The organism is Bacillus sp. EAC (assembly GCF_002156875.1).
GTDB lineage: Bacteria > Bacillota > Bacilli > Bacillales > Bacillaceae_G > Gottfriedia.
This window is the reverse complement of the sequence record NZ_NCSY01000013.1, coordinates 60975-80147: the sequence shown is the minus strand read 5'-3', so window position 1 is coordinate 80147 and position 19173 is coordinate 60975. Positions and strand designations below refer to the sequence as shown.

The following is a 19173-nucleotide window of genomic DNA, read 5'->3' as shown; positions in this document are numbered from 1 at the left end:
AGCCAAAGCCATCTTTCAACAAAGGAACAGGAGTTCCTTTGTGTCATCCGGTATTAGCTCCGGTTTCCCGAAGTTATCCCAGTCTTATAGGTAGGTTGCCCACGTGTTACTCACCCGTCCGCCGCTAACCTGCAGGAGCAAGCTCCTACAAGTCCGCTCGACTTGCATGTATTAGGCACGCCGCCAGCGTTCGTCCTGAGCCAGGATCAAACTCTCCATAATAGTTAAGTTTAAATCTTGTTTTGCTCTAAAACTAATAATTGACGTTTTACTTCATGTTTTGTTTAGTTTTCAAAGTTCAAAAAATAATGGAGCGGGTGATGGGAATCGAACCCACGACCGAAGCTTGGAAGGCTTCTATTTTACCATTAAACTACACCCGCGAAAATGGTCGGGAAGACAGGATTTGAACCTGCGACCCCCTGGTCCCAAACCAGGTGCTCTACCAAGCTGAGCCACTTCCCGTAATATGGCGCGCCCGAAAGGACTCGAACCCATAACCTTTTGATCCGTAGTCAAACGCTCTATCCAATTGAGCTACGGGCGCATATTGTGCGTCACTTCGTTAGCGACTTTCATAGTATATAATACCTACTATCAAAAGTCAATATCTTTTTGAAGTTAATTTAATTTTAACTTTGCAAGCTTACTACGATAAGCTGCTGATAACTTCGTTAAGTTCTAACGGGAACTTTATCTATATTAAAGTATTGAAGATATAATGTCAACATAATTTAAAAGAAAAAATAACTTTTATCAAATCTTACAATTTACATAAAATCTGATGTTATTCGGAAGCGCTTAGCTTATGCGATACCCCTTAATTTATTCAATCAATACAATACTATCTACTTAAGTAATCCTAAAAGTGAGTATATGTTTTAAATGATCAATTAAAAGATGTTTTACTTTCAAGTTAGCCTTAAACAATAGGACTTTTACTAAGTCTTAGTTACTTCTATAAATAGAATGCCTTCCTGAAACTAGGTTATTTAAAAACCTTAAATTCCTCACTTATTTCAATAGTACCTATTTTCATAGTGTAAAATGAAAAGTATTACAAAATACAAAAAAGACAACCTACGACTGTAGATTGTCTGGTATATACATAATTAATGCGGCCGAGAGGACTTGAACCTCCACGGAGAAACCTCCACTAGGCCCTCAACCTAGCGCGTCTGCCATTCCGCCACGACCGCAAATAAACAAAAGTGAGCCATGAAGGATTCGAACCTTCGACCCTCTGATTAAAAGTCAGATGCTCTACCTACTGAGCTAATGGCTCGTAATAAAATAATATCACAAAGTTCAATAGTTGATAAACTACACTTTTGAAATTACTAAGAAGTCTATTCGGCCGTGCTTTCGCACACGAGCTATTGCTCACAAAAACTAAATGGCTGGGCTACCTGGATTCGAACCAGGGCATGACGGAATCAAAATCCGTTGCCTTACCGCTTGGCTATAGCCCAATGATTATACTGCATGATTCAAAATCCACTAATAAGCTACACGATTTGGAATCGCAGGTATTTATTTATGTTGTATTGCCCTACCCTTTGTAATTACCTCTCATGATAAAGACAATCTTTAAAACTACATTAACAAAGTCTTCCCTTTAAGCATTTTATAACCTAAAATGAAAAATCTTAAACCTAATTAACAATGGCTGGGCTACCTGGATTCGAACCAGGGCATGACGGAATCAAAATCCGTTGCCTTACCGCTTGGCTATAGCCCATTAATACTAATCCACACCTACATCTCAAATATCTTCTCCCAAAAAAGAAAAAATACTACAAATTGTAGATGTAGTAATTAATGGCGGTCCCGACCGGGATCGAACCGGCGATCTCCTGCGTGACAGGCAGGCATGTTAACCGCTACACCACGGGACCGTATTAAATTAAATGGTGGAGGATGACGGGCTCGAACCGCCGACCCCCTGCTTGTAAGGCAGGTGCTCTCCCAGCTGAGCTAATCCTCCGAAATATAAAAATGGTGACCCGTACGGGATTCGAACCCGTGTTACCGCCGTGAAAGGGCGGTGTCTTAACCGCTTGACCAACGGGCCTTATGTATGGCAGAGAAGAAGGGATTCGAACCCTCGCACCGCGTTAACGATCTACACCCTTAGCAGGGGCGCCCCTTGAGCCACTTGGGTACTTCTCTATAATAATGGCTCCGCAGGTAGGATTCGAACCTACGACCACTCGGTTAACAGCCGAGTGCTCTACCACTGAGCTACTGCGGAATAATCTCTTATATCACCACGTTCTGGTAATGTGGTGACAAGTAATAATATAAACTATACATATATTACCTGTCAATACTATTTATACTTGTTTTAATACACTTTTGCATAATCCACAAACATATCGTTTTAGGTCCATTTTTCTTTTTCTTAAATAGGTTTGCCCGCATTTAGTACATATATATTTATATTTATAAGGTAAAGTTCTTTTTCCGATTGAAATTAATGGTTTACAATACCTTGGAGCATTCACTTTCTTTAATAGATCTTTAAAATCTTGATCTTGGTGTTTATAACCTTTTTTCATAATGTGTAAGTGATAGTGGCATAGCTCATGTAAAATAATTCCCTTTAATTCCTCTACTCCATATTCCTTATAATACAACTCATTTAATTCAATATTACTTGTTTTCAACAAGTATCGGCCACCAGTAGTTCTCAAACGAGTATTAAAAGTAGCCTTATGAAGGAATGGGCGTTGGAAATTCATTATTGATAAATCTTCTACTAATTTTTGTAATGTTTCATTCTCCATAATCATGTCATCCTTAAGATTATCTTATTCCTTTTGCTAAACTTTAAGATACAACTCACAATTCACTGGGTATGTGCATACATTAAACTTACAAATGAGAATTTCAAAAGACCATATTAGTACAAAATATACTAATTGAGCTGCTCTTAGTAAATCTCTCTACTACGACGTAATTTCTATTTTTGAATTGAACAATATTGTTATCCTTTTTATACGACGTATCGGAAGGTTACTCCTCACTCATTTTATTCATCGCCCATCTTATTAAAATTAGATGGGCGAAGTTTTTAAGCAGGAGGTTTTTAAAATGGCAATGCCTAGTTGGCTTAAAACACAAATACAAAAAGCTTTCTATGAAAAAAATCGATATCAAATAAAGCTATTAAATCAGTGTTGGTTTTATTATCAAAAAATTAAGCTTTGACTATTTCTTTCGATTCGATTGGGAGCATGGATAAGCCCACTCTTTGTTTTTTAGTATCGACTTCCGCAATCCAAACCTTAACAACCTGTCCAACTGATACAACATCTAAAGGATGTTTAATAAATTTACTACTCAATCTCGATATATGAACTAATCCATCATTTTTTAATCCAATATCAACAAAAGCTCCAAAATCAACTACATTTCTAACTGTACCTTCAAGTTCCATACCGATCTTTAAGTCTTCAATCTGAAGCACATCATTTCGTAATAAAGGTGCAGCTAATTCATCTCGTAAGTCTCTTTCAGGTTGCATTAACGAACTTAAAATATCCTTTAATGTAATTTCTCCAATGTCTAGCTGCTGAGAAGTTTCTTCTATATTTAATGTTTTAATTTTTTCTTTTAATTCATTTGATCCGATTTGGTTCGATGAAAAATTTAATTGCTTCAATAATTTTTTAACTTGCCCATAGCTTTCTGGGTGAATACCTGTGCGATCTAAAGGTTCGTCTCCTTCTAGAACACGTAGGAATCCAATACATTGCTCGTAAGTTTTAGCTCCTAACCTAGGGATCGTTTTAAGTTCCTTACGATTCGTAATTTTCCCTTTTTCATCACGGTAATTTACGATATTTTTAGCAACAGTTTTTGACAAGCCTGATACATATTGTAAAAGAGAAACTGATGCTGTATTTACGTTTACCCCTACTTGGTTTACCGAAGTTTCTACAACAAATGTAAGAGATTCATTTAAACTTTTTTGTGATACATCGTGTTGATATAGACCTACACCAACTGATTTCGGATCAATTTTTACTAACTCTGCTAAAGGATCCTGTAATCTTCTTGCGATTGAAACTGCACTTCGTTCTTCTACTTGGAAATTAGGGAACTCTTCTCTCGCCAATTCTGAAGCTGAATACACACTCGCTCCTGCTTCGTTTACGATGACATAATAGAGTTTATTATTTAGTTCTTTTAATATCTCAGAAATAAATAATTCTGTTTCTCTAGACGCTGTTCCATTTCCAATTGCAATCATTTCAATTTGATGATTTACAAGTATGTCTTTAATTTTGGATATTGCTTGTTCTTTTTTCTTCTGCTGAATCTCTTCTCTTTCACCTCTAAAAGGATGCGGATAGATTACATCGATTTTAAGTACTTTTCCAGTTTCATCTACCACAGCTAGTTTACAACCAGTTCGAAATGCAGGATCTACGCCCAACACAATTTTCCCTTTCAAAGGTGGTTGAAGTAATAATGAACGTAAATTCTCTGAAAATATATTAATCGCATGCGCATCTGCTTTTTCAGATAACTCTTTTCGAATTTCTCTTTCAATAGAAGGTTGAATTAATCTTTTATACGCATCCTCTAACACTTCAACAATGACTGATCGAACAAATGTATCTTTTTTAATAACGTTTCTTTCTAAAAGCGATTTAATATCATCAATAGGTGTTTCAACAGTAACACGAAGTATTTCTTCTTTTTCTCCACGATTCATAGCAAGAATTCGATGTGGTACGATTTTTGAAATCGGTTCAGTATATTCATAATACATTTCATAAACCTTTTTCTCATCCTTATCAGAGTCTTTCACCGCGACTGCAATTGTACCCTTTTTGAATGTAGTTTCACGAATCCACTTTCGATAAGCTGCATCGTCTGCAATCCATTCTGCAATAATATCCTTAGCACCTTGAACTACATCATCAACTGTATTAACTTCTAATTCTACATTTATGTATTTTAATGCTTCTTCGGCCATTGAACCGATTGTAGGTAATGCAAATAACCATTCAGCAAAAGGTTCTAATCCTTTATCCTTCGCTACTGTTGCACGCGTTCTTCTTTTTTCTTTATATGGTCTATATAAATCTTCAACTTCTTGTAACTTAGAAGCAATTGTTATATTTTTTCTTAATTCGTCCGTTAATTTCCCTTTTTCTTCAATTAATCGAATGACTTCATCTTTCCTGTTTTGTAAATTTACTGCATACTCATATTTTTCTAAAATAGTATGAATTTGCACCTCATCTAATGAACCGGTTTTCTCTTTACGATATCGCGCGATAAACGGAATTGTATTTCCTTCTTCTTTTAAATCAATAACTGTAGAAACTTGTTGTGACGAAATACTTAAATCAGATGCAATTTTATTTACTAATAGTTGTAACATATAATTACTACCTCCATTGTCTGACAATTTTTACAGAGCTAAAATAACCCTTTCAATACGAAAGGGTTACAAAACGATTTTATAATTTAAAGTTATGTATGAAAAGCTGCTAAAAAGCAACTTTCAAAAATCAACAAGTCCCAAACTGATCTGCAACGCTTCATCAACCTGATCCATCATCTCATCATCAAGATGAGTAATTTTATCAGTTAACCGCTGTTTATCAATCGTTCGAATTTGTTCTAGTAGGATAACCGAATCACGTTCAAATCCATATTTCTTAGCATCAATTTCCACATGTGTTGGAAGTTTTGCCTTTTGGATTTGTGCTGTAATCGCAGCGACTATAACGGTAGGACTAAAACGGTTACCGATATCATTTTGTATTATGAGAACCGGACGAACTCCACCTTGTTCAGAGCCAACTACAGGGGAAAGGTCTGCAAAATATACGTCGCCACGTTTTACTATCAAGTGATTACCCCCCGCTAACTAAGCGCTCCACTTTAGAATCCGCTTCAGACTCAGCATAGAATGACTCAGAAGATATCAATAAGTTGATTTTAGCCATTTCCATGTACCCACGTCGCATTTGCTCTCGACTTTGGCGTCTTTTACGATCCTTTAAAAACATCTTAGTCGCTTGATAAATATATTCATTTCGATTACCGTTTTCTTGCTTTACTAATCCATCTAGTTCGCTTACTACGTGTTTTGGTAAACGTACTGTTATTTCAGTTGTCGCATTTAGTTCGGACAAGTTTCAGCACCTCCAGAATCAACTATTACCATATATCTCCCTACACTACATCATACCATTATTTTCAGGGAATGGAAAGACACATATCTCCGTTTATCTTAACCAAATAATAGTGTTTCATACTTTCATGCATCAATTCTCAAAATCATCTGTTACTAGATAATTACTTATCGACTTAATTTTACCATTCGATTTATACATCCTTGGAACCCTATTATTTATCAGGCAAGTGACTTCATAATTTATCGTATTCATATGCATAGCAACATCCTCTGCACCCACATATTCCCCGTTATTCTCACCTATTAATGTTACTTTCGTGCCTACAGGATAATGTTTTGAAAGCTTGATCATACATTGATCCATACAAACTCTGCCTACAATCTCAGCTTTTTCACCTTCAACTAAAACTGAAAAACCTTGCATATCTCTTAACCATCCATCAGCATATCCAACAGGAAGTGTAGCGATCCACTCAATATCTGACGTAAAATAAGTCGCACCATAACTTACACCACTATTTGACGGTAGTTGCTTAATATGTGAAATTTTTGTATGAAATGAAAGTGCTGGTTTTAAGTTAAACGGAAGAATTGGTTTAATTTCTAATGATGGAGTTAAGCCATACATTATTATTCCTACTCTAACTGTATTGAATAAGCCAGTTTCTAATACAGCTGCTGCACTATTTGCACAATGAATCAAACTTGGTGAAAAGCCACTTTCTTTAACCCATTCAATTGATTCATAAAATCTCTTTAATTGTTCGTTAAAATAGGACTTATTTAATTCATCCGCTGTAGCAAAATGAGTAAATACCCCTTCTAGTTTTATCGATGGTTGTTGAATTAGAAATCCAGCAGCCTTTTCCCACTCTTCCTTCGTTTTAAGACCTAATCTACCCATTCCTGTATCAAATTTCATGTGAAGCTTTAATTCACCTTTATTACCAACATAATTTGTAATTTCTTCTAGCCAATCAACATTATATGCAGTCAAAGTTAAATTATGCTTTATTGCTATGTTCACATCAGCTGGCCTTGATGCCCCAAGTACTAATATTGGTGCATCTATTCCAGCATTACGCAAATAAATTCCTTCATCAATAAAAGCCACTAATAAGCGTGTTGCGCCGGCTTTTAATGCGTGTTTTGCTACTTCTATATAACCATGTCCATATGCGTTCGCTTTTAAAGCTACATAAATTTCTTGATGATTAGGGTAAAGCGATACGATATTTTCAATATTTTCTTCGATTGCATCTAAATTTACTTCAACCCATGTGTCACGATAAAATGGCGTTTCTGTCATAAATTACACTTCCTTATCGATTTACCCATTACTCTTTTTTATATATGTGTAAAATTATTTGCTTATTTACTAGAATTGTCAACCTTTAACCTTATCACTCATAGTTTATTTCAAATTTAAAAGGCGTGATACAACTTCATCACGCCTTTTCTTAGTTTGCAAAAATTTATTTTGTACCAGTTTGGCCAACTGATTGAGCTACTTGGATTAATTCGCTTTGAGTTAAATTTTTCGAAACAATCGTAAAGTCTGTTCCTCCAAACGACCACGTTATCATTTTATCTGCTAACGCCCCTACAGTATGACCTAAATCTACAGGCTCACCTGTGATTTCCATTGTTGTACCCGTTTCTGAAATACGAGACTTCTCTTCTATTAAAGTAAATGATTTATTACCTTTATATGAAAGGATGACCTGTACGCCATTTTCCGTCTTAACTTCTTGCTGGTCTTCTAAAGTTACGCCTTTCATTAAGTAATTAGGGTAAAGCGTAACTAATAAATCAGAGTCATTATTATTCGTTGAAGTAGGTACACTTAAACGTGCACTTGTCATATTTTTCTTCACATCAAAAGCATCTTTATCGAATTGTGCATTGTACTTCACTTTTTCAAACTTAACGTCTAATACAACATTCTTATCAGAATCTAATAACTTAACTGATTGTGGAGTTAAGCCTTTTTTATTAAATGTAATTTCTTGTGTCGGTAGCAATTGTCTATTTGTATAGTTTGTTTTCGTTTCAAAAATATAACCTTTTTTCGTTGATTTAAAGGAAGCATCTTTATCTTGAACTAAATCTTTCACTAATGATTCTGGTAAGTATGGTTGACTGCTATTTGATGGCCAGTCACTTTGGAAACGATAGCTCTTATTTAATGCTGGTGTTAAAACAAATACACCTTCTTTATTCCGTAAAATAATTTGATTTTGATCACTCTTAGCATTTTTTAATTGCACTCGGTAGTATGAAGGTTTTTTATGCCAAATAACTACTTCATACTGTTGCGGATCATTACCATTGTTGATTGTTAACGTGGCATCTGCTTTGTAACCACTCATTTTTTCCATTTGATTACTTAAAGATCCTACTACATCACTCTTGGATTTCTTACCACATGCAGCTAATGAAAAAACTAACATAAAGGCCACAAGCATCGCTACAAGCTTTTTTTTCATTTCCCCAGCTCCTTTTGTTCCTCTTATATTGTAAAAAGAGAATCTAATGCAAAGGCAATTGAATAAATGTGCGCGAGTAGCTTAAGATGTCTAAACTAGATTTATTCATGCACGTTGCAACCTTGCTTCTCCTATCCTCATAGAACTATATGAGGCCAAGCATTAAAATATGCAGACTAGCATGACAAGCTAATTAAAAATTACGAAATAAAAAAAACAGTTACTTTTTTAGTAACCGTCATAAATAACCCTATAGTTGTTGTAGTACCACCTGAGCTGCAGCGTAATGTTCAGTATGTGTAATCGATAAAAAAGGAATAAAAGGTAGATCCACAGTTAAAACTGGCTTACCTTTTTCATCGTTTAAAATTTCAATATCATGAAATCCTAATTCCTTCCCTATCCCCGTCCCAAAGGCTTTAGAACAAGCTTCTTTCGCTGCAAATCTTCCTGATAAAAACTCCAATTTTCTTCGTTGCGATAGGTTTGTATAAATTTCAAATTCTGCTTCTGTTAATATTCGTATTGCAAATCGAGGCTGCGAAATTATTATTTCTTTCATACGTTCAATTTCAACTAAATCTAATCCGATACCAACAATCATTCCCTCACCCTTACCTTCATTCGTCACGGTTTAAAATAAAAACTAGATTCATTTACTATTTCTACAGACGGATGATTCTTTAATTCTTCCATCAGCTTAAAAAGTGCATTATCTTTTTGTTTTGCTTCAATCATACAATCAATCTGGTTCACTGAGCCATATATTTCATTTAAAAACGTTAAAAACATCGAAACATCCACATAATCAGCATGAGCTCGAATATCCTTGTCATCTCTTGGACTTGAAATATGCATTTTCATCGGTAACCTTGAATCCTTCCAAGTATCTACAGCGCTTGCCCAGTTTTTTAACCAATCCTCATTTACATGATTCACTAAGTGGTGATGATAATCGAAAACAATTGGAACACCTAACTTTTCACACGCAATTAATGTTTCATCAAATGTAAAAGTTGTATCATCATTTTCAAACATGATCATTTTTTGTATTTGCGCCGGCACCAAACTAAAATTCTCAATAAGTTGTTCAAGTGATTTTTCTTTATCACCATATCCGCCGCCGATATGCATCACACATCGATGATCTGTCTTAACATTCATCAACTTTAATAGTTGGTAATGCATTTTTAGTGTTTTGACAGAAGTCTTTAATAACTCTTCATCAATTGAATTTAAGATTACAAAATGGTCCGGATGAAAATCAATTCGCATGTCATTTCTTAAGGCATATTCTCCTAAATGAAATAAACTTTCTTTTAATGGCTTCATAAAACTCCAGTCACTAACTTCTTCATGATTAGCTAACGGGATTAATTTACTACTTAAACGAAAAAATGAAATTTCATGTGCTTTATTGTGTTTCAATAAGCGCAAACAATTATTTATATTCGTTATCGATATTTGTTCAAGTTTACTAATCGCTGCTCCTCTATCCTTTTGTTTTAAAAATTGTGCGACAGTCATTGTTTTCGATGGAGAAGCATTCTGTAAATTCATACTCATCGCAACATATCCAAGTCTTACAAGCATTTATTTCCAACTTTCTCACGTTTTTCACTTATTGTATGGAATATAGCCAAAATCACACGGATATTTACAAAAATAAATAATTTTTTTATAAATTATGTTGTTGTGGATTCCACTCTAGGAAACTCGCTTTCAGTGGGGCTTATGCTGAGTCTACTCTAAAGAGCCTATTAATAAAACGAACAAAAAAGGTACATGGTTTGCACCATGCACCTTACTAATATTATTTACTGCTATCTTGAGTTCTGCGTTGCCCACCACGATTATTATCGCGTGCACCTTCGCTACGTTTGCTTCGGAAGTTTCCTCCGCCGCCGCCTCCGCGGTTATCTCGATCACCACGGCGACCATCTCCACGGCGGCTATCACCACCACCACTACGACGGCTGTCTCCTCCACCACGTTTGTTTTCGCCACGACGGAATCCACCGCCGCCGCCACTGTTTCCACCACGACCGCCACGGTCACGTTTCACCATAGGTGGCTCATCAGTTAATCGAATTGGCGTTTCATTTGGTTCTTTTGTTAACATTTTTAACGCAGCTGCTACAACACTTACTGAATCATGTTCTTCAAGTAATTCTTCAGCAATACGTTTGTAGAATGCTAAGTTATCACTTTCCATTGTTGAAGTTAATTTCTCAGCAATAATGCGTTGTTGACTTTCAATTGCTTCATCCAATGTAGGTGCAGTCATACGTTCCATACGACGTTTTGTTGTACGCTCGATATTTTTTAATTGATTGAATTCACGAGGCGTGATAAATAACATCGCAATACCTGATTTACCAGCACGACCTGTACGTCCGATACGGTGAACATAACTTTCAGGGTCTTGAGGAATATCAAAATTGTATACATGTGTTACACCAGAAATATCTAATCCACGAGCAGCTACATCTGTTGCAACTAACACATCAATTGAACCAGATTTAAATTTGCGTAGTACTTGCTCACGTTTTGCTTGTGATAAATCACCATGAATACCTTCAGCAGCATAACCACGTAAGTTTAATGCTTCAGATAATTCATCAACACGACGTTTTGTACGACCGAAAATGATTGCTAATTCTGGAGTTTGAATATCTAATAAACGTGTAAGCACGTCGAACTTTTTCTTTTCTTGAACTTCAATAAAATGTTGTTCAATATTTGGCATTGTTACTTCTTTCGCTTGTACTTTTACAATTTGAGGATTTTTCATAAAAGTTTCTGCAATGCGACGAATTGGATCAGGCATTGTAGCAGAGAAAAGAAGTGTTTGTTTAGTTTCAGGAACTTCTTTTAAGATTGCTTCAATATCTTCAATGAATCCCATATTTAACATTTCATCTGCTTCATCTAAAACAACTGTATTTACGTTGTTAAGACGAATTGTACGACGGTTAATATGGTCTTGTATACGACCAGGCGTTCCTACAATGATATGTGGGAATTTCTTTAACGAACGCATTTGACGGTTAATATCTTGTCCACCGTATATTGGAAGGATTTTAACACCCTTACTCATACCAATTTTGTGTAATTCTTCGCCAACTTGGATAGCTAACTCACGTGTAGGTGCAATAACAAGTCCTTGAACATGGTTATTATCTACATCAATTTTCTCTAGTAAAGGAATACCGAATGCGGCTGTTTTACCAGTACCAGTTTGCGCTTGACCAATTACATCATGGCCTTCTTTTGCTAATGGAATAGTCTGCGCTTGAATTGGAGTAGCTTCCTCGAAGCCTAATTTTTCAATCGCAAACAGGATTTTACTACTTAATCCTAATTCTTGAAATGTTGTCAATTTGTTTAATCTCCTTTGTATCTCAATTATATCTATAAAAATTATATGTTTCGTGACTGTTCACATATGGAAGGTTCGTTTTTAGTGGAAAACAATAGTCCGAAGTATCATGAAAAGGAAACAATATCTACTCATTATACGGACATTCTCTCCAAAATGCAAATTAAGTTATACTTTTATGCTAGGATTCTTTATCCCTTTTTGCAGTCTCTCAATCGTACCATTAATTCTACGAACCCTTGTTTCTTGCCTCTTTGCTTCAGAAATCCAGTGAACATATTCTTTGCGATGAGTGTAAGCTAAACTATTAAAAAAAGTTTTACACTCAGGATATTCTTCAAATTTCTCCTGTAAATCAACAGGGATTTCTACGATTTTACTTCCAGTACTTGTATTAACTTTTGGCGGTGAAGCAGTTCTTCTTTGCGTATTAGTAAATTCCGCCTTTCGGAACCTCATCGCAGACCAAGTCTCATCGATGGAAACCAAAGCAATTCCTATATATCCCAATTTTTCTAAATCGCTCCACCCCATATCGCGGGTAATATCTGTTTTTATTTTTGAGCTCTTTTTAGGATAGCACATCCATAGTAAACTATCGTGACCACATGAACTAACTGCAATCGGAGCGAATTTAGCAACATCTTCACATGAATAACAAAAGGCTTGAACATAAGCATAATGTCCACTTGGTTCTGAGTGAAGGTTTGTTTTTAATGCTTTTTTCATTAATTCCCCAAATTCTTCAGGTGCATTTATTAACAATGCAGGTTCATCTACATTTAAACGCAACTTCTTTAACAAGGCCGTATTCATATTTCTTACTGCTCCCTATCACTTCATTTCTAATAATCCATTTACAACTTCTTCTAACTTCATGCCCCTAGAAGCTTTCACCAATACTAGATCATTCGGTTTAACGTGTTGTACTAGATCTTCAATTAATTTAGTTTTGTCATCAAAACTTTTTACATGAGAAGAATTCATTTGCTCAAAAGCAGAAACGGCAGCAAACTTGCTTAATGGACCATATGTGTAAAGATAATCAAACTGAAGCTTTACTACTTCTTCGCCAATTTCCTCGTGAAATGCAATTTCTTGATCACCAAGCTCTAACATATCTCCAAATACCACAATTTTATTGCCATAGCCATTTAATTCCGAAGCAAATAAAAGAGCTGCCTTCATTGAAGTAACACTTGCATTATAAGCATCATTTATAATCGTTAGTCCATTTTGATTTTTAAGTAATTCCATTCGCATTTTAGTCATTTCTAATTGTTGCATTCCTACACTAATTTCTTCCCATGTTAATGAAAATTTTCTAGCAACTGCGATAGCAGCCAAAGTGTTACTAATATTATGTTTTCCTAGAACTTCTAATTTGAAACGAATATTATGCGATTTATTTATTTCAAATTCACTACCAGTTTCATTCATTTCAATAAAAGTTGGGTAGAAATCATTTTTATCGTCAAATCCAAATGTCTCAATTGCATAAGTTGAAGGATTATTACGTGTGCTTTCAATTAATAAAGGCTCATCCCCATTAATTACTAATAACCCCTCATTAGATAGCCCACTCGCAATCTCAAGTTTAGCTTTTGCAATCCCTGCTCTAGAACCTAGTTCCTGCATATGGGACTCACCTATATTTGTAATAATCGCAGCATCGGGCTCTGCTAATTTTGATAGAAATTCGATTTCCCCAAAATTACTCATACCCATCTCTAATACTGCAACCTCTGTATCCTCTTCCATTGATAAGACAGTTAAAGGGAGACCTATGTGATTATTAAAGTTTCCTTGTGTTTTATGTACTTTGTATTTTGCTGAAAGTATGCTTGTCAAAATATCTTTAGTAGATGTTTTCCCGTTACTGCCCGTAATACCAACTACTTTTCCATTCCATTCTTTCAAATAAGATTTTGCCAATGTTTGTAATGCTTCTAATGTATCATCGACTAATATAACAGAAACATTGGAAGGAACGTTAGAAAAATTCCTTGAGCAAAAAACTGCTTTTACACCATTTTCGATTGCTTGAGGGAAAAATTGATGTGCATCAAATCTCTCACCAACAATTGGAACAAATAATTTACCATTTAACTCGTCACGAGAATCTGTTGATACGCCTTGAATCACTAAATCTTCTCCTACTAGTTCACTTCCTGGTATCATGTTTACAATTTGAGATAAAGTACGCACTATTGACATTGTCACCACTCCTCTTACATAGTATTTCAGTCTACTCATATGAAAACACTATTCAGACATGAATAGTGTTTTCAATTGTTAAATATTATATTTAATTTGTTGTTTTTGCTCGTGGCGTTCTATACCTAAGTCAATTAATTTCTCAATTAATTTAGGATAAGTTAAACCTGTAGCCTGCCATAATTGTGGGTACATACTAAACGGCGTAAAACCAGGCATCGTATTTACTTCATTCATTAATACGCCACCATCTTCTGTCACAAAGAAATCAGCTCGAGTTAGACCAGAACCATCAATTGCTTTAAATGCAACTTCTGCAAAATGTTTAATTTTTTCATATGTCTCATTTTCGATTGGAGCGGGAATAATTAGACCCGTATCTCCACTTTCATATTTTGCATTGTAATCATAAAATTCTACTGACGGTTTAATTTCTCCAACAACAGAACATTCAACCTTATCGTTACCTAGTACAGCAACTTCAATTTCACGTCCTACGATGTTTTCTTCAATAATGACTTTACGGTCGAATTGGAATGCTTCTTCAAATGCAGCAATTAATGATTCGCGATCTTTCGCTTTACTAATTCCAACACTTGATCCTAAATTTGCTGGCTTAACAAATACAGGGTAACCTAATTCTTGTTCAACTTTTTCATAACAAGTATTTGCATTTGATTTCCAATCAGTCTTTAAGAAATGCACATATTTTGCTTGCGGAATTCCAGCCTGTTCAAATAAGTTTTTCATAATAACTTTATCCATACCTGCCGATGATGCTAAAACACCATTTCCAACATAAGGTATATTTAAAAGTTCGAGTAATCCTTGAACTGTTCCGTCTTCACCATTTGGTCCATGTAATAATGGGAAAATAACATCAACAGGTCCAGTTGATTCTTGATTTGAGGCTGCAGGAATAATTGATGAAGTTAATGCAACTGGAGCAATTTCATTTACGTTTTGATCTTCATTTGTAAATTTTAAAGCAGCAACACTTTCTACTTTACCTTCAATTTGTTTACCTTGTAACCATTCACCTTGCTCTGTTATATAAATTGGATACACATCAAATTTTGTGTGATCTAAAGCAGAAATAACGGCAAAAGCTGTTTGTAATGATACTTTATGTTCAGCAGATTTTCCGCCATATAATAATCCTAACTTAATCTTCATGATGTTCCCCCTACTATTTTTTGCTCTTCCTATTGTACCACTTTCTCCCAAAGTGTATAAGCCTTTATGGGTAGAAACCTATAATTCTTTACAACATATGCAGTTACGTTTAATATGTGAAAAAACAAAAAAGTGATTGCCAATAGAGCTAGTCACGACATAAACAAAAAAGCTAGCGTCATTGTGCTAGCTCCTGTTCATTTTCTCTATTGGCAACTTTTTCATCAAGCGATCGATACATCGAGCCTGATATAACTACACCTGTGCCTAATATCACGAATAGCCATAATCCTAATTTTAAATCAAATAAAAATCCACCTAATAACGGACCAAGGAATCCCCCAATTGTCCAATTCATACTTCCAACTGCCATATAAGTTGCCCTTAACTCTTCAGGTGCAATATTCGCAACGAAAGTCATTTGTACTGGTGACATGACCATCTCACCAAATGTATAGTAAATAAAAATAAATGCTAAAACGATTAATATTATCCATTTACTTAATCCAAATGATAATAATAGTGGTGGAGCTAATCCGATTGATAAAATGCCTAAACCGAATAATACTGTCCCATAAAACATCGTTTTTCCGATAGAGCGATTCGCTAAATAGCTTGAAACAGGAAATTGTAGTAATACTACAAGTAATCCATTAATTGACATTAAAAACGGATAAGGATTCCATTCTCCAAAACGTGACTGAAAACTTTGTTTGAAATACAATGGAAGCATACCTTCAATTTGTGAGAAACCCATCGAAATGATAACCCCGGTTGCTACGTAAAATAAAAGTAACTTATCTGCCAAGATAATATTCATTACTTTTTTAAGAGGAATTTTTGAACCCTCATTTTCATTTTTCGTTTTATTTCCTACTGGAAGGGTTTCCTTCAGTAAAAATAATTGAGCGATACTATATAGACCTAAAGCCGTTGCAGCAATATAAAACAAACTATCTTTTGAAAAGAAAACAATTGAACTGCCAAGTAAAGGACCAATTACTGTCCCAAAGTTACTTCCTACCCTTAACAATCCATATGCTTCGGTTCTTTCTTCTGGTTCAGTCACGTCAGCCACCATAGCAGATGCAGCTGGATTAAAAAAGGAATTACTTATTCCTAATAAAATAGATAAAATCAGAAATGCAGTATAACCTTCTGCTATTGAAAATAATAGAAGAATAATGGAAGAAGCAAGTGTTGAAAAAACCATCATTCGCTTTCGTCCGTAAAGATCCGCTAATCTTCCACCAGCCATTGAACCAAATAATGAAGCTATAGGTGAAATAGACATAATAAAACCTACTTTTAGCATTGAATCAACTTTGCCCTCTAAATATAATGCAAAAAACGGCATCAGCATCATCATTGCACTACTTGTAATCGTTTCACCAATTACCCGGATCCACACATTGCGATCCATTCCCTTTAATTTATTAAAAAATCCCATCTAATGCGACACCTCCTAGTGCGTATAAACTTGATAAGTATTTTGATAAGATGAATTAAATTTTAGGCTCTGTTAATGTATATTGTTTTATATATAAAAGCTTCCTTTAAAAGATTGTTTTTATAGTTAGGTTGACGTAAAGAAGACAATCGATATATAAGATTTTGATTGGACGTAAGGTGCTCGACTCCAGTGGGAGTAACGGGAAAGTTGAGACTCACGCAAGGCGCATAGCACCGAGGAGGCTCAACACATGCCCCCGGAAAGCAAGCATCCTGTAGTGGAAATCAACTATCTTCTTTAACAAAGCCAAATTTTAAAAAACGCCTCATCAAATAAAAATTGAAACAAAAATAAAAGGATGTTCAAATGACCTAAGTCATTGAACACCCATTCTTTTTTTTAAGCTTGTTCTTTTGTAGAAATTGTAAACATCAATCCCAAAAAAGTCCCTAATAAAAATAAGGTAGAACAAGAGCCCATCAATACAATGCTCACTGTTAACATTAAGTCGGTATGTACGAAACCGTTTCCAGTGAAATAAAGTAAAAAAAGAATAAGACCAATAAAAAAGGCAATACCAGAATATCTTGTATAAGTTTCAACGATTTCATAATCAGTTTGCTTCATATAAATAACCTCCTGTATTATTTTTTGTGAATTGCAATACCTAAAATGTGACAACTTTGTGACACTTTTATATTATCATAAATCTTTTTTGTTGTAACCCTTTTCTTGAAATATTTTGAATAATAGAAAAAACCGAGATGTTCCCTATCTCGGTTTGACGTACATACTATTTATTAAAAAAGATACTTTTATAATTACCGTAACCTTCCTCATCCATTTTCTCATACGGAATAAATTTCAAGGATGCTGAATTAATACAATATCTCAACCCTTCTGGTCCAGGTCCATCATCGAAAACGTGACCTAAATGCGAGTCAGCTTCTGCACTACGTACTTCAATTCGCATCATCCCGTGACTATAATCCTTTTTCTCTTCAATTTCGCCTTTTAAGATTGGTTTTGTGAAACTAGGCCATCCGCAACTAGAATCAAATTTATCGATTGAACTAAACAAGGGTACGCCAGAAACGATATCAACATAAATTCCTTTTTCTTTATGATCCCAAAATTCATTTCGGAACGGAGGCTCTGTTGCGTCTTCTTGTGTTACTGAATATTGAATTGGTGTAAGTTTTTTCTTTAATTCTTCTTGCCCTGTTTTCCAATGCTCTTTTAAAAACCGTTGTCGGCCTGAACCTTTATAGTAAAGCTGATAGCGCAGTGGATGTTTCTTATAATAATGTTGATGATATTCCTCCGCTTCATAAAAAGGTTTAGCAGGTAGAATTTCTGTCACAATTGGCTTTTTAAATACTCCACTTTTTTCAATTTCTTCTTTTGAAGCTAGCGCTTGTTCTTTTTGTGTTTCATTATGATAAAAAATAGCTGTTTTATAGGAACTGCCTCGATCATGAAATTGTCCACCTGCATCAGTTGGATCAATTTGCTGCCAAAATAATGCTAATAATTTTTCATACGGATATACTTCTGGATCAAACGTAATTTGAACAGCCTCATAATGCCCAGTCATATGCGTACATACTTCTTCATAAGTTGGGTTTTCTTTTTCGCCACCAGTATAACCTGACATGACCTTTAGTATGCCGTCTTCTTTATCAAATGGTTTTACCATGCACCAAAAACAACCTCCGGCAAATGTAGCTAATTCATTCCCCATTCTTTAACCCCCTAATAATTGTCATTACTTAGTATTTACCATATTAAATAGCTGATATAAATATTTTTGCTTATAAGTGTCAATTACAGACTTGAAAGATTTAATAATTGTATGTAAACTAATACGATAATTGCACAGGAGGAATAAAAATGTTTGAAGAGTTTAAGAAGTTTGCATTAAAAGGTAATGTGCTTGATTTGGCAGTCGGGGTAATTATCGGTGGAGCTTTCGGTAAGATTGTATCCTCTTTAGTTGCTGATATCATGATGCCAATTATCGCACTTATCTTAGGAAAAAGTGATTTTACCGGCTTTCAGTTTCACGGTATAATGTATGGCTCATTTATACAAACCGTAATCGATTTCCTTATTATCTCTATTTCAGTATTCTTCTTTATCCGTTTAATAAATCGATTGTCGTTTAAAAAGAAAGTTGTTGAAGAGGCTAAACCTGTTGTACCATCAAAAGAGGAAGCACTTTTAATTGAAATTCGCGACCTATTAAAAGAACAAGCAGAAAATCAAAAAGGCATGAGCTCATAATATAATG

17 protein-coding genes, 12 tRNA genes and 1 rRNA gene are annotated in these 19173 nt (G+C 35.0%); 2 read left to right on the top strand and 28 right to left on the bottom strand.

What is annotated here, in order from left to right; all coding sequences use genetic code 11:
* From B7R65_RS18585 to B7R65_RS18520, 14 genes are all read right to left on the bottom strand, one after another.
* A 16S ribosomal RNA gene (locus B7R65_RS18585) occupies positions 1-222 on the bottom strand; the annotation flags it as partial.
* A gap of 87 nt (positions 223-309) precedes the next feature.
* A tRNA-Gly gene (locus B7R65_RS18580) sits at positions 310-383 on the bottom strand.
* Positions 384-388: 5 nt separating this feature from the next.
* Positions 389-465 (bottom strand) — tRNA-Pro (locus B7R65_RS18575).
* Positions 466-470: 5 nt separating this feature from the next.
* Positions 471-547: transfer RNA gene (locus B7R65_RS18570), tRNA-Arg, on the bottom strand.
* Positions 548-1116: 569 nt separating this feature from the next.
* A tRNA-Leu gene (locus B7R65_RS18565) sits at positions 1117-1199 on the bottom strand.
* Positions 1200-1212: 13 nt separating this feature from the next.
* Positions 1213-1285, bottom strand: a tRNA-Lys gene (locus B7R65_RS18560).
* Between the two features lie 112 nt (positions 1286-1397).
* Positions 1398-1472: transfer RNA gene (locus B7R65_RS18555), tRNA-Gln, on the bottom strand.
* 194 nt (positions 1473-1666) lie between these two features.
* A tRNA-Gln gene (locus B7R65_RS18550) sits at positions 1667-1741 on the bottom strand.
* Between the two features lie 81 nt (positions 1742-1822).
* Positions 1823-1898: transfer RNA gene (locus tag B7R65_RS18545), tRNA-Asp, on the bottom strand.
* Positions 1899-1911: 13 nt separating this feature from the next.
* A tRNA-Val gene (locus B7R65_RS18540) sits at positions 1912-1987 on the bottom strand.
* A 12-nt stretch (positions 1988-1999) separates the two neighbouring features.
* Positions 2000-2074 (bottom strand) — tRNA-Glu (locus B7R65_RS18535).
* Positions 2075-2081: 7 nt separating this feature from the next.
* A tRNA-Ser gene (locus B7R65_RS18530) sits at positions 2082-2172 on the bottom strand.
* A 7-nt stretch (positions 2173-2179) separates the two neighbouring features.
* Positions 2180-2254 (bottom strand) — tRNA-Asn (locus tag B7R65_RS18525).
* An 82-nt stretch (positions 2255-2336) separates the two neighbouring features.
* Complete coding sequence (locus B7R65_RS18520; RefSeq protein WP_088044321.1) at positions 2337-2789, bottom strand: SprT family protein; 453 nt, start codon at positions 2787-2789, stop codon at positions 2337-2339.
* A gap of 313 nt (positions 2790-3102) precedes the next feature.
* On the opposite strand from B7R65_RS18520, the gene cmpA reads away from it, so the two are divergent.
* A complete protein-coding gene (gene cmpA / locus B7R65_RS18515; RefSeq protein ID WP_088044329.1) occupies positions 3103-3213 on the top strand; it encodes a cortex morphogenetic protein CmpA in 111 nt (36 codons plus the stop codon).
* Here cmpA and B7R65_RS18510 read toward each other — a convergent pair.
* The 14 genes from B7R65_RS18510 to msrA form a co-directional block, all read right to left on the bottom strand.
* A complete protein-coding gene (locus B7R65_RS18510) occupies positions 3203-5401 on the bottom strand; it encodes a Tex family protein (RefSeq protein WP_088044320.1) in 2199 nt (732 codons plus the stop codon). The genes cmpA and B7R65_RS18510 overlap by 11 nt on opposite strands.
* 123 nt (positions 5402-5524) lie before the next feature.
* Positions 5525-5875 (bottom strand): type II toxin-antitoxin system endoribonuclease NdoA, encoded by a 351-nt coding sequence (gene ndoA, locus B7R65_RS18505; RefSeq protein ID WP_056476047.1) that lies wholly within the window; start codon positions 5873-5875, stop codon positions 5525-5527.
* Positions 5876-5879: 4 nt separating this feature from the next.
* A complete protein-coding gene (locus tag B7R65_RS18500) occupies positions 5880-6161 on the bottom strand; it encodes a CopG family ribbon-helix-helix protein (RefSeq protein ID WP_069033898.1) in 282 nt (93 codons plus the stop codon).
* A gap of 132 nt (positions 6162-6293) precedes the next feature.
* Complete coding sequence (alr, locus tag B7R65_RS18495) at positions 6294-7472, bottom strand: alanine racemase (RefSeq protein WP_088044319.1); 1179 nt, start codon at positions 7470-7472, stop codon at positions 6294-6296.
* Between the two features lie 166 nt (positions 7473-7638).
* Positions 7639-8652 carry a LolA family protein gene (locus tag B7R65_RS18490; RefSeq protein ID WP_088044318.1) on the bottom strand — a complete coding sequence of 338 codons (1014 nt, stop codon included), beginning with the start codon at positions 8650-8652 and terminating at the stop codon, positions 7639-7641.
* Between the two features lie 250 nt (positions 8653-8902).
* Positions 8903-9256: a holo-ACP synthase gene (gene acpS, locus B7R65_RS18485; protein ID WP_088044317.1), complete on the bottom strand. Its 354-nt coding sequence runs from the start codon at positions 9254-9256 to the stop codon at positions 8903-8905.
* 23 nt (positions 9257-9279) lie between these two features.
* Positions 9280-10245 carry a UV DNA damage repair endonuclease UvsE gene (gene uvsE / locus B7R65_RS18480; protein WP_088044316.1) on the bottom strand — a complete coding sequence of 322 codons (966 nt, stop codon included), beginning with the start codon at positions 10243-10245 and terminating at the stop codon, positions 9280-9282.
* 220 nt (positions 10246-10465) lie between these two features.
* Positions 10466-12034: a degradosome RNA helicase CshA gene (gene cshA / locus B7R65_RS18475; RefSeq protein WP_088044315.1), complete on the bottom strand. Its 1569-nt coding sequence runs from the start codon at positions 12032-12034 to the stop codon at positions 10466-10468.
* A 168-nt stretch (positions 12035-12202) separates the two neighbouring features.
* The gene (locus B7R65_RS18470) at positions 12203-12850 is read right to left on the bottom strand and encodes a YdeI/OmpD-associated family protein (protein WP_088044314.1); all 648 of its coding nucleotides are present in this window, start codon (positions 12848-12850) and stop codon (positions 12203-12205) included.
* A gap of 18 nt (positions 12851-12868) precedes the next feature.
* On the bottom strand, positions 12869-14251 hold the full coding sequence (locus tag B7R65_RS18465; protein WP_088044313.1) for a UDP-N-acetylmuramoyl-tripeptide--D-alanyl-D-alanine ligase: 1383 nt from the start codon (positions 14249-14251) through the stop codon (positions 12869-12871).
* 78 nt (positions 14252-14329) lie between these two features.
* Positions 14330-15430 carry a D-alanine--D-alanine ligase gene (locus B7R65_RS18460; RefSeq protein ID WP_142288279.1) on the bottom strand — a complete coding sequence of 367 codons (1101 nt, stop codon included), beginning with the start codon at positions 15428-15430 and terminating at the stop codon, positions 14330-14332.
* Positions 15431-15605: 175 nt separating this feature from the next.
* Positions 15606-16877, bottom strand: a complete 1272-nt coding sequence (locus B7R65_RS18455) for an MDR family MFS transporter (protein ID WP_088044311.1) — start codon at positions 16875-16877, stop codon at positions 15606-15608.
* A gap of 402 nt (positions 16878-17279) precedes the next feature.
* Positions 17280-17507 carry a hypothetical protein gene (locus B7R65_RS18450; RefSeq protein WP_088044310.1) on the bottom strand — a complete coding sequence of 76 codons (228 nt, stop codon included), beginning with the start codon at positions 17505-17507 and terminating at the stop codon, positions 17280-17282.
* A 166-nt stretch (positions 17508-17673) separates the two neighbouring features.
* On the bottom strand, positions 17674-18624 hold the full coding sequence (msrA, locus tag B7R65_RS18445) for a peptide-methionine (S)-S-oxide reductase MsrA (protein ID WP_088044309.1): 951 nt from the start codon (positions 18622-18624) through the stop codon (positions 17674-17676).
* A 149-nt stretch (positions 18625-18773) separates the two neighbouring features.
* Here msrA and mscL point away from each other — a divergent pair, with 149 nt between their 5' ends.
* On the top strand, positions 18774-19166 hold the full coding sequence (gene mscL, locus B7R65_RS18440; protein WP_088044308.1) for a large conductance mechanosensitive channel protein MscL: 393 nt from the start codon (positions 18774-18776) through the stop codon (positions 19164-19166).
* Positions 19167-19173: the final 7 nt, after the last annotated feature.

Excerpts from the sequence above, each read along its gene's own strand:
- B7R65_RS18470 (WP_088044314.1), bottom strand. The coding sequence starts at position 12,850 with ATGAATACGGCCTTGTTAAAGAAGTTGCGTTTAAATGTAGATGAACCT.
- B7R65_RS18490 (WP_088044318.1), bottom strand. The coding sequence starts at position 8,652 with ATGAAAAAAAAGCTTGTAGCGATGCTTGTGGCCTTTATGTTAGTTTTT.
- mscL (WP_088044308.1), top strand. The coding sequence starts at position 18,774 with ATGTTTGAAGAGTTTAAGAAGTTTGCATTAAAAGGTAATGTGCTTGAT.
- B7R65_RS18450 (WP_088044310.1), bottom strand. The coding sequence starts at position 17,507 with ATGAAGCAAACTGATTATGAAATCGTTGAAACTTATACAAGATATTCT.
- B7R65_RS18510 (WP_088044320.1), bottom strand. The coding sequence starts at position 5,401 with ATGTTACAACTATTAGTAAATAAAATTGCATCTGATTTAAGTATTTCG.
- acpS (WP_088044317.1), bottom strand. The coding sequence starts at position 9,256 with ATGATTGTTGGTATCGGATTAGATTTAGTTGAAATTGAACGTATGAAA.
- B7R65_RS18465 (WP_088044313.1), bottom strand. The coding sequence starts at position 14,251 with ATGTCAATAGTGCGTACTTTATCTCAAATTGTAAACATGATACCAGGA.
- B7R65_RS18520 (WP_088044321.1), bottom strand. The coding sequence starts at position 2,789 with ATGGAGAATGAAACATTACAAAAATTAGTAGAAGATTTATCAATAATG.
- cmpA (WP_088044329.1), top strand. The coding sequence starts at position 3,103 with ATGCCTAGTTGGCTTAAAACACAAATACAAAAAGCTTTCTATGAAAAA.
- msrA (WP_088044309.1), bottom strand. The coding sequence starts at position 18,624 with ATGGGGAATGAATTAGCTACATTTGCCGGAGGTTGTTTTTGGTGCATG.
- B7R65_RS18455 (WP_088044311.1), bottom strand. The coding sequence starts at position 16,877 with ATGGGATTTTTTAATAAATTAAAGGGAATGGATCGCAATGTGTGGATC.
- alr (WP_088044319.1), bottom strand. The coding sequence starts at position 7,472 with ATGACAGAAACGCCATTTTATCGTGACACATGGGTTGAAGTAAATTTA.
- uvsE (WP_088044316.1), bottom strand. The coding sequence starts at position 10,245 with ATGCTTGTAAGACTTGGATATGTTGCGATGAGTATGAATTTACAGAAT.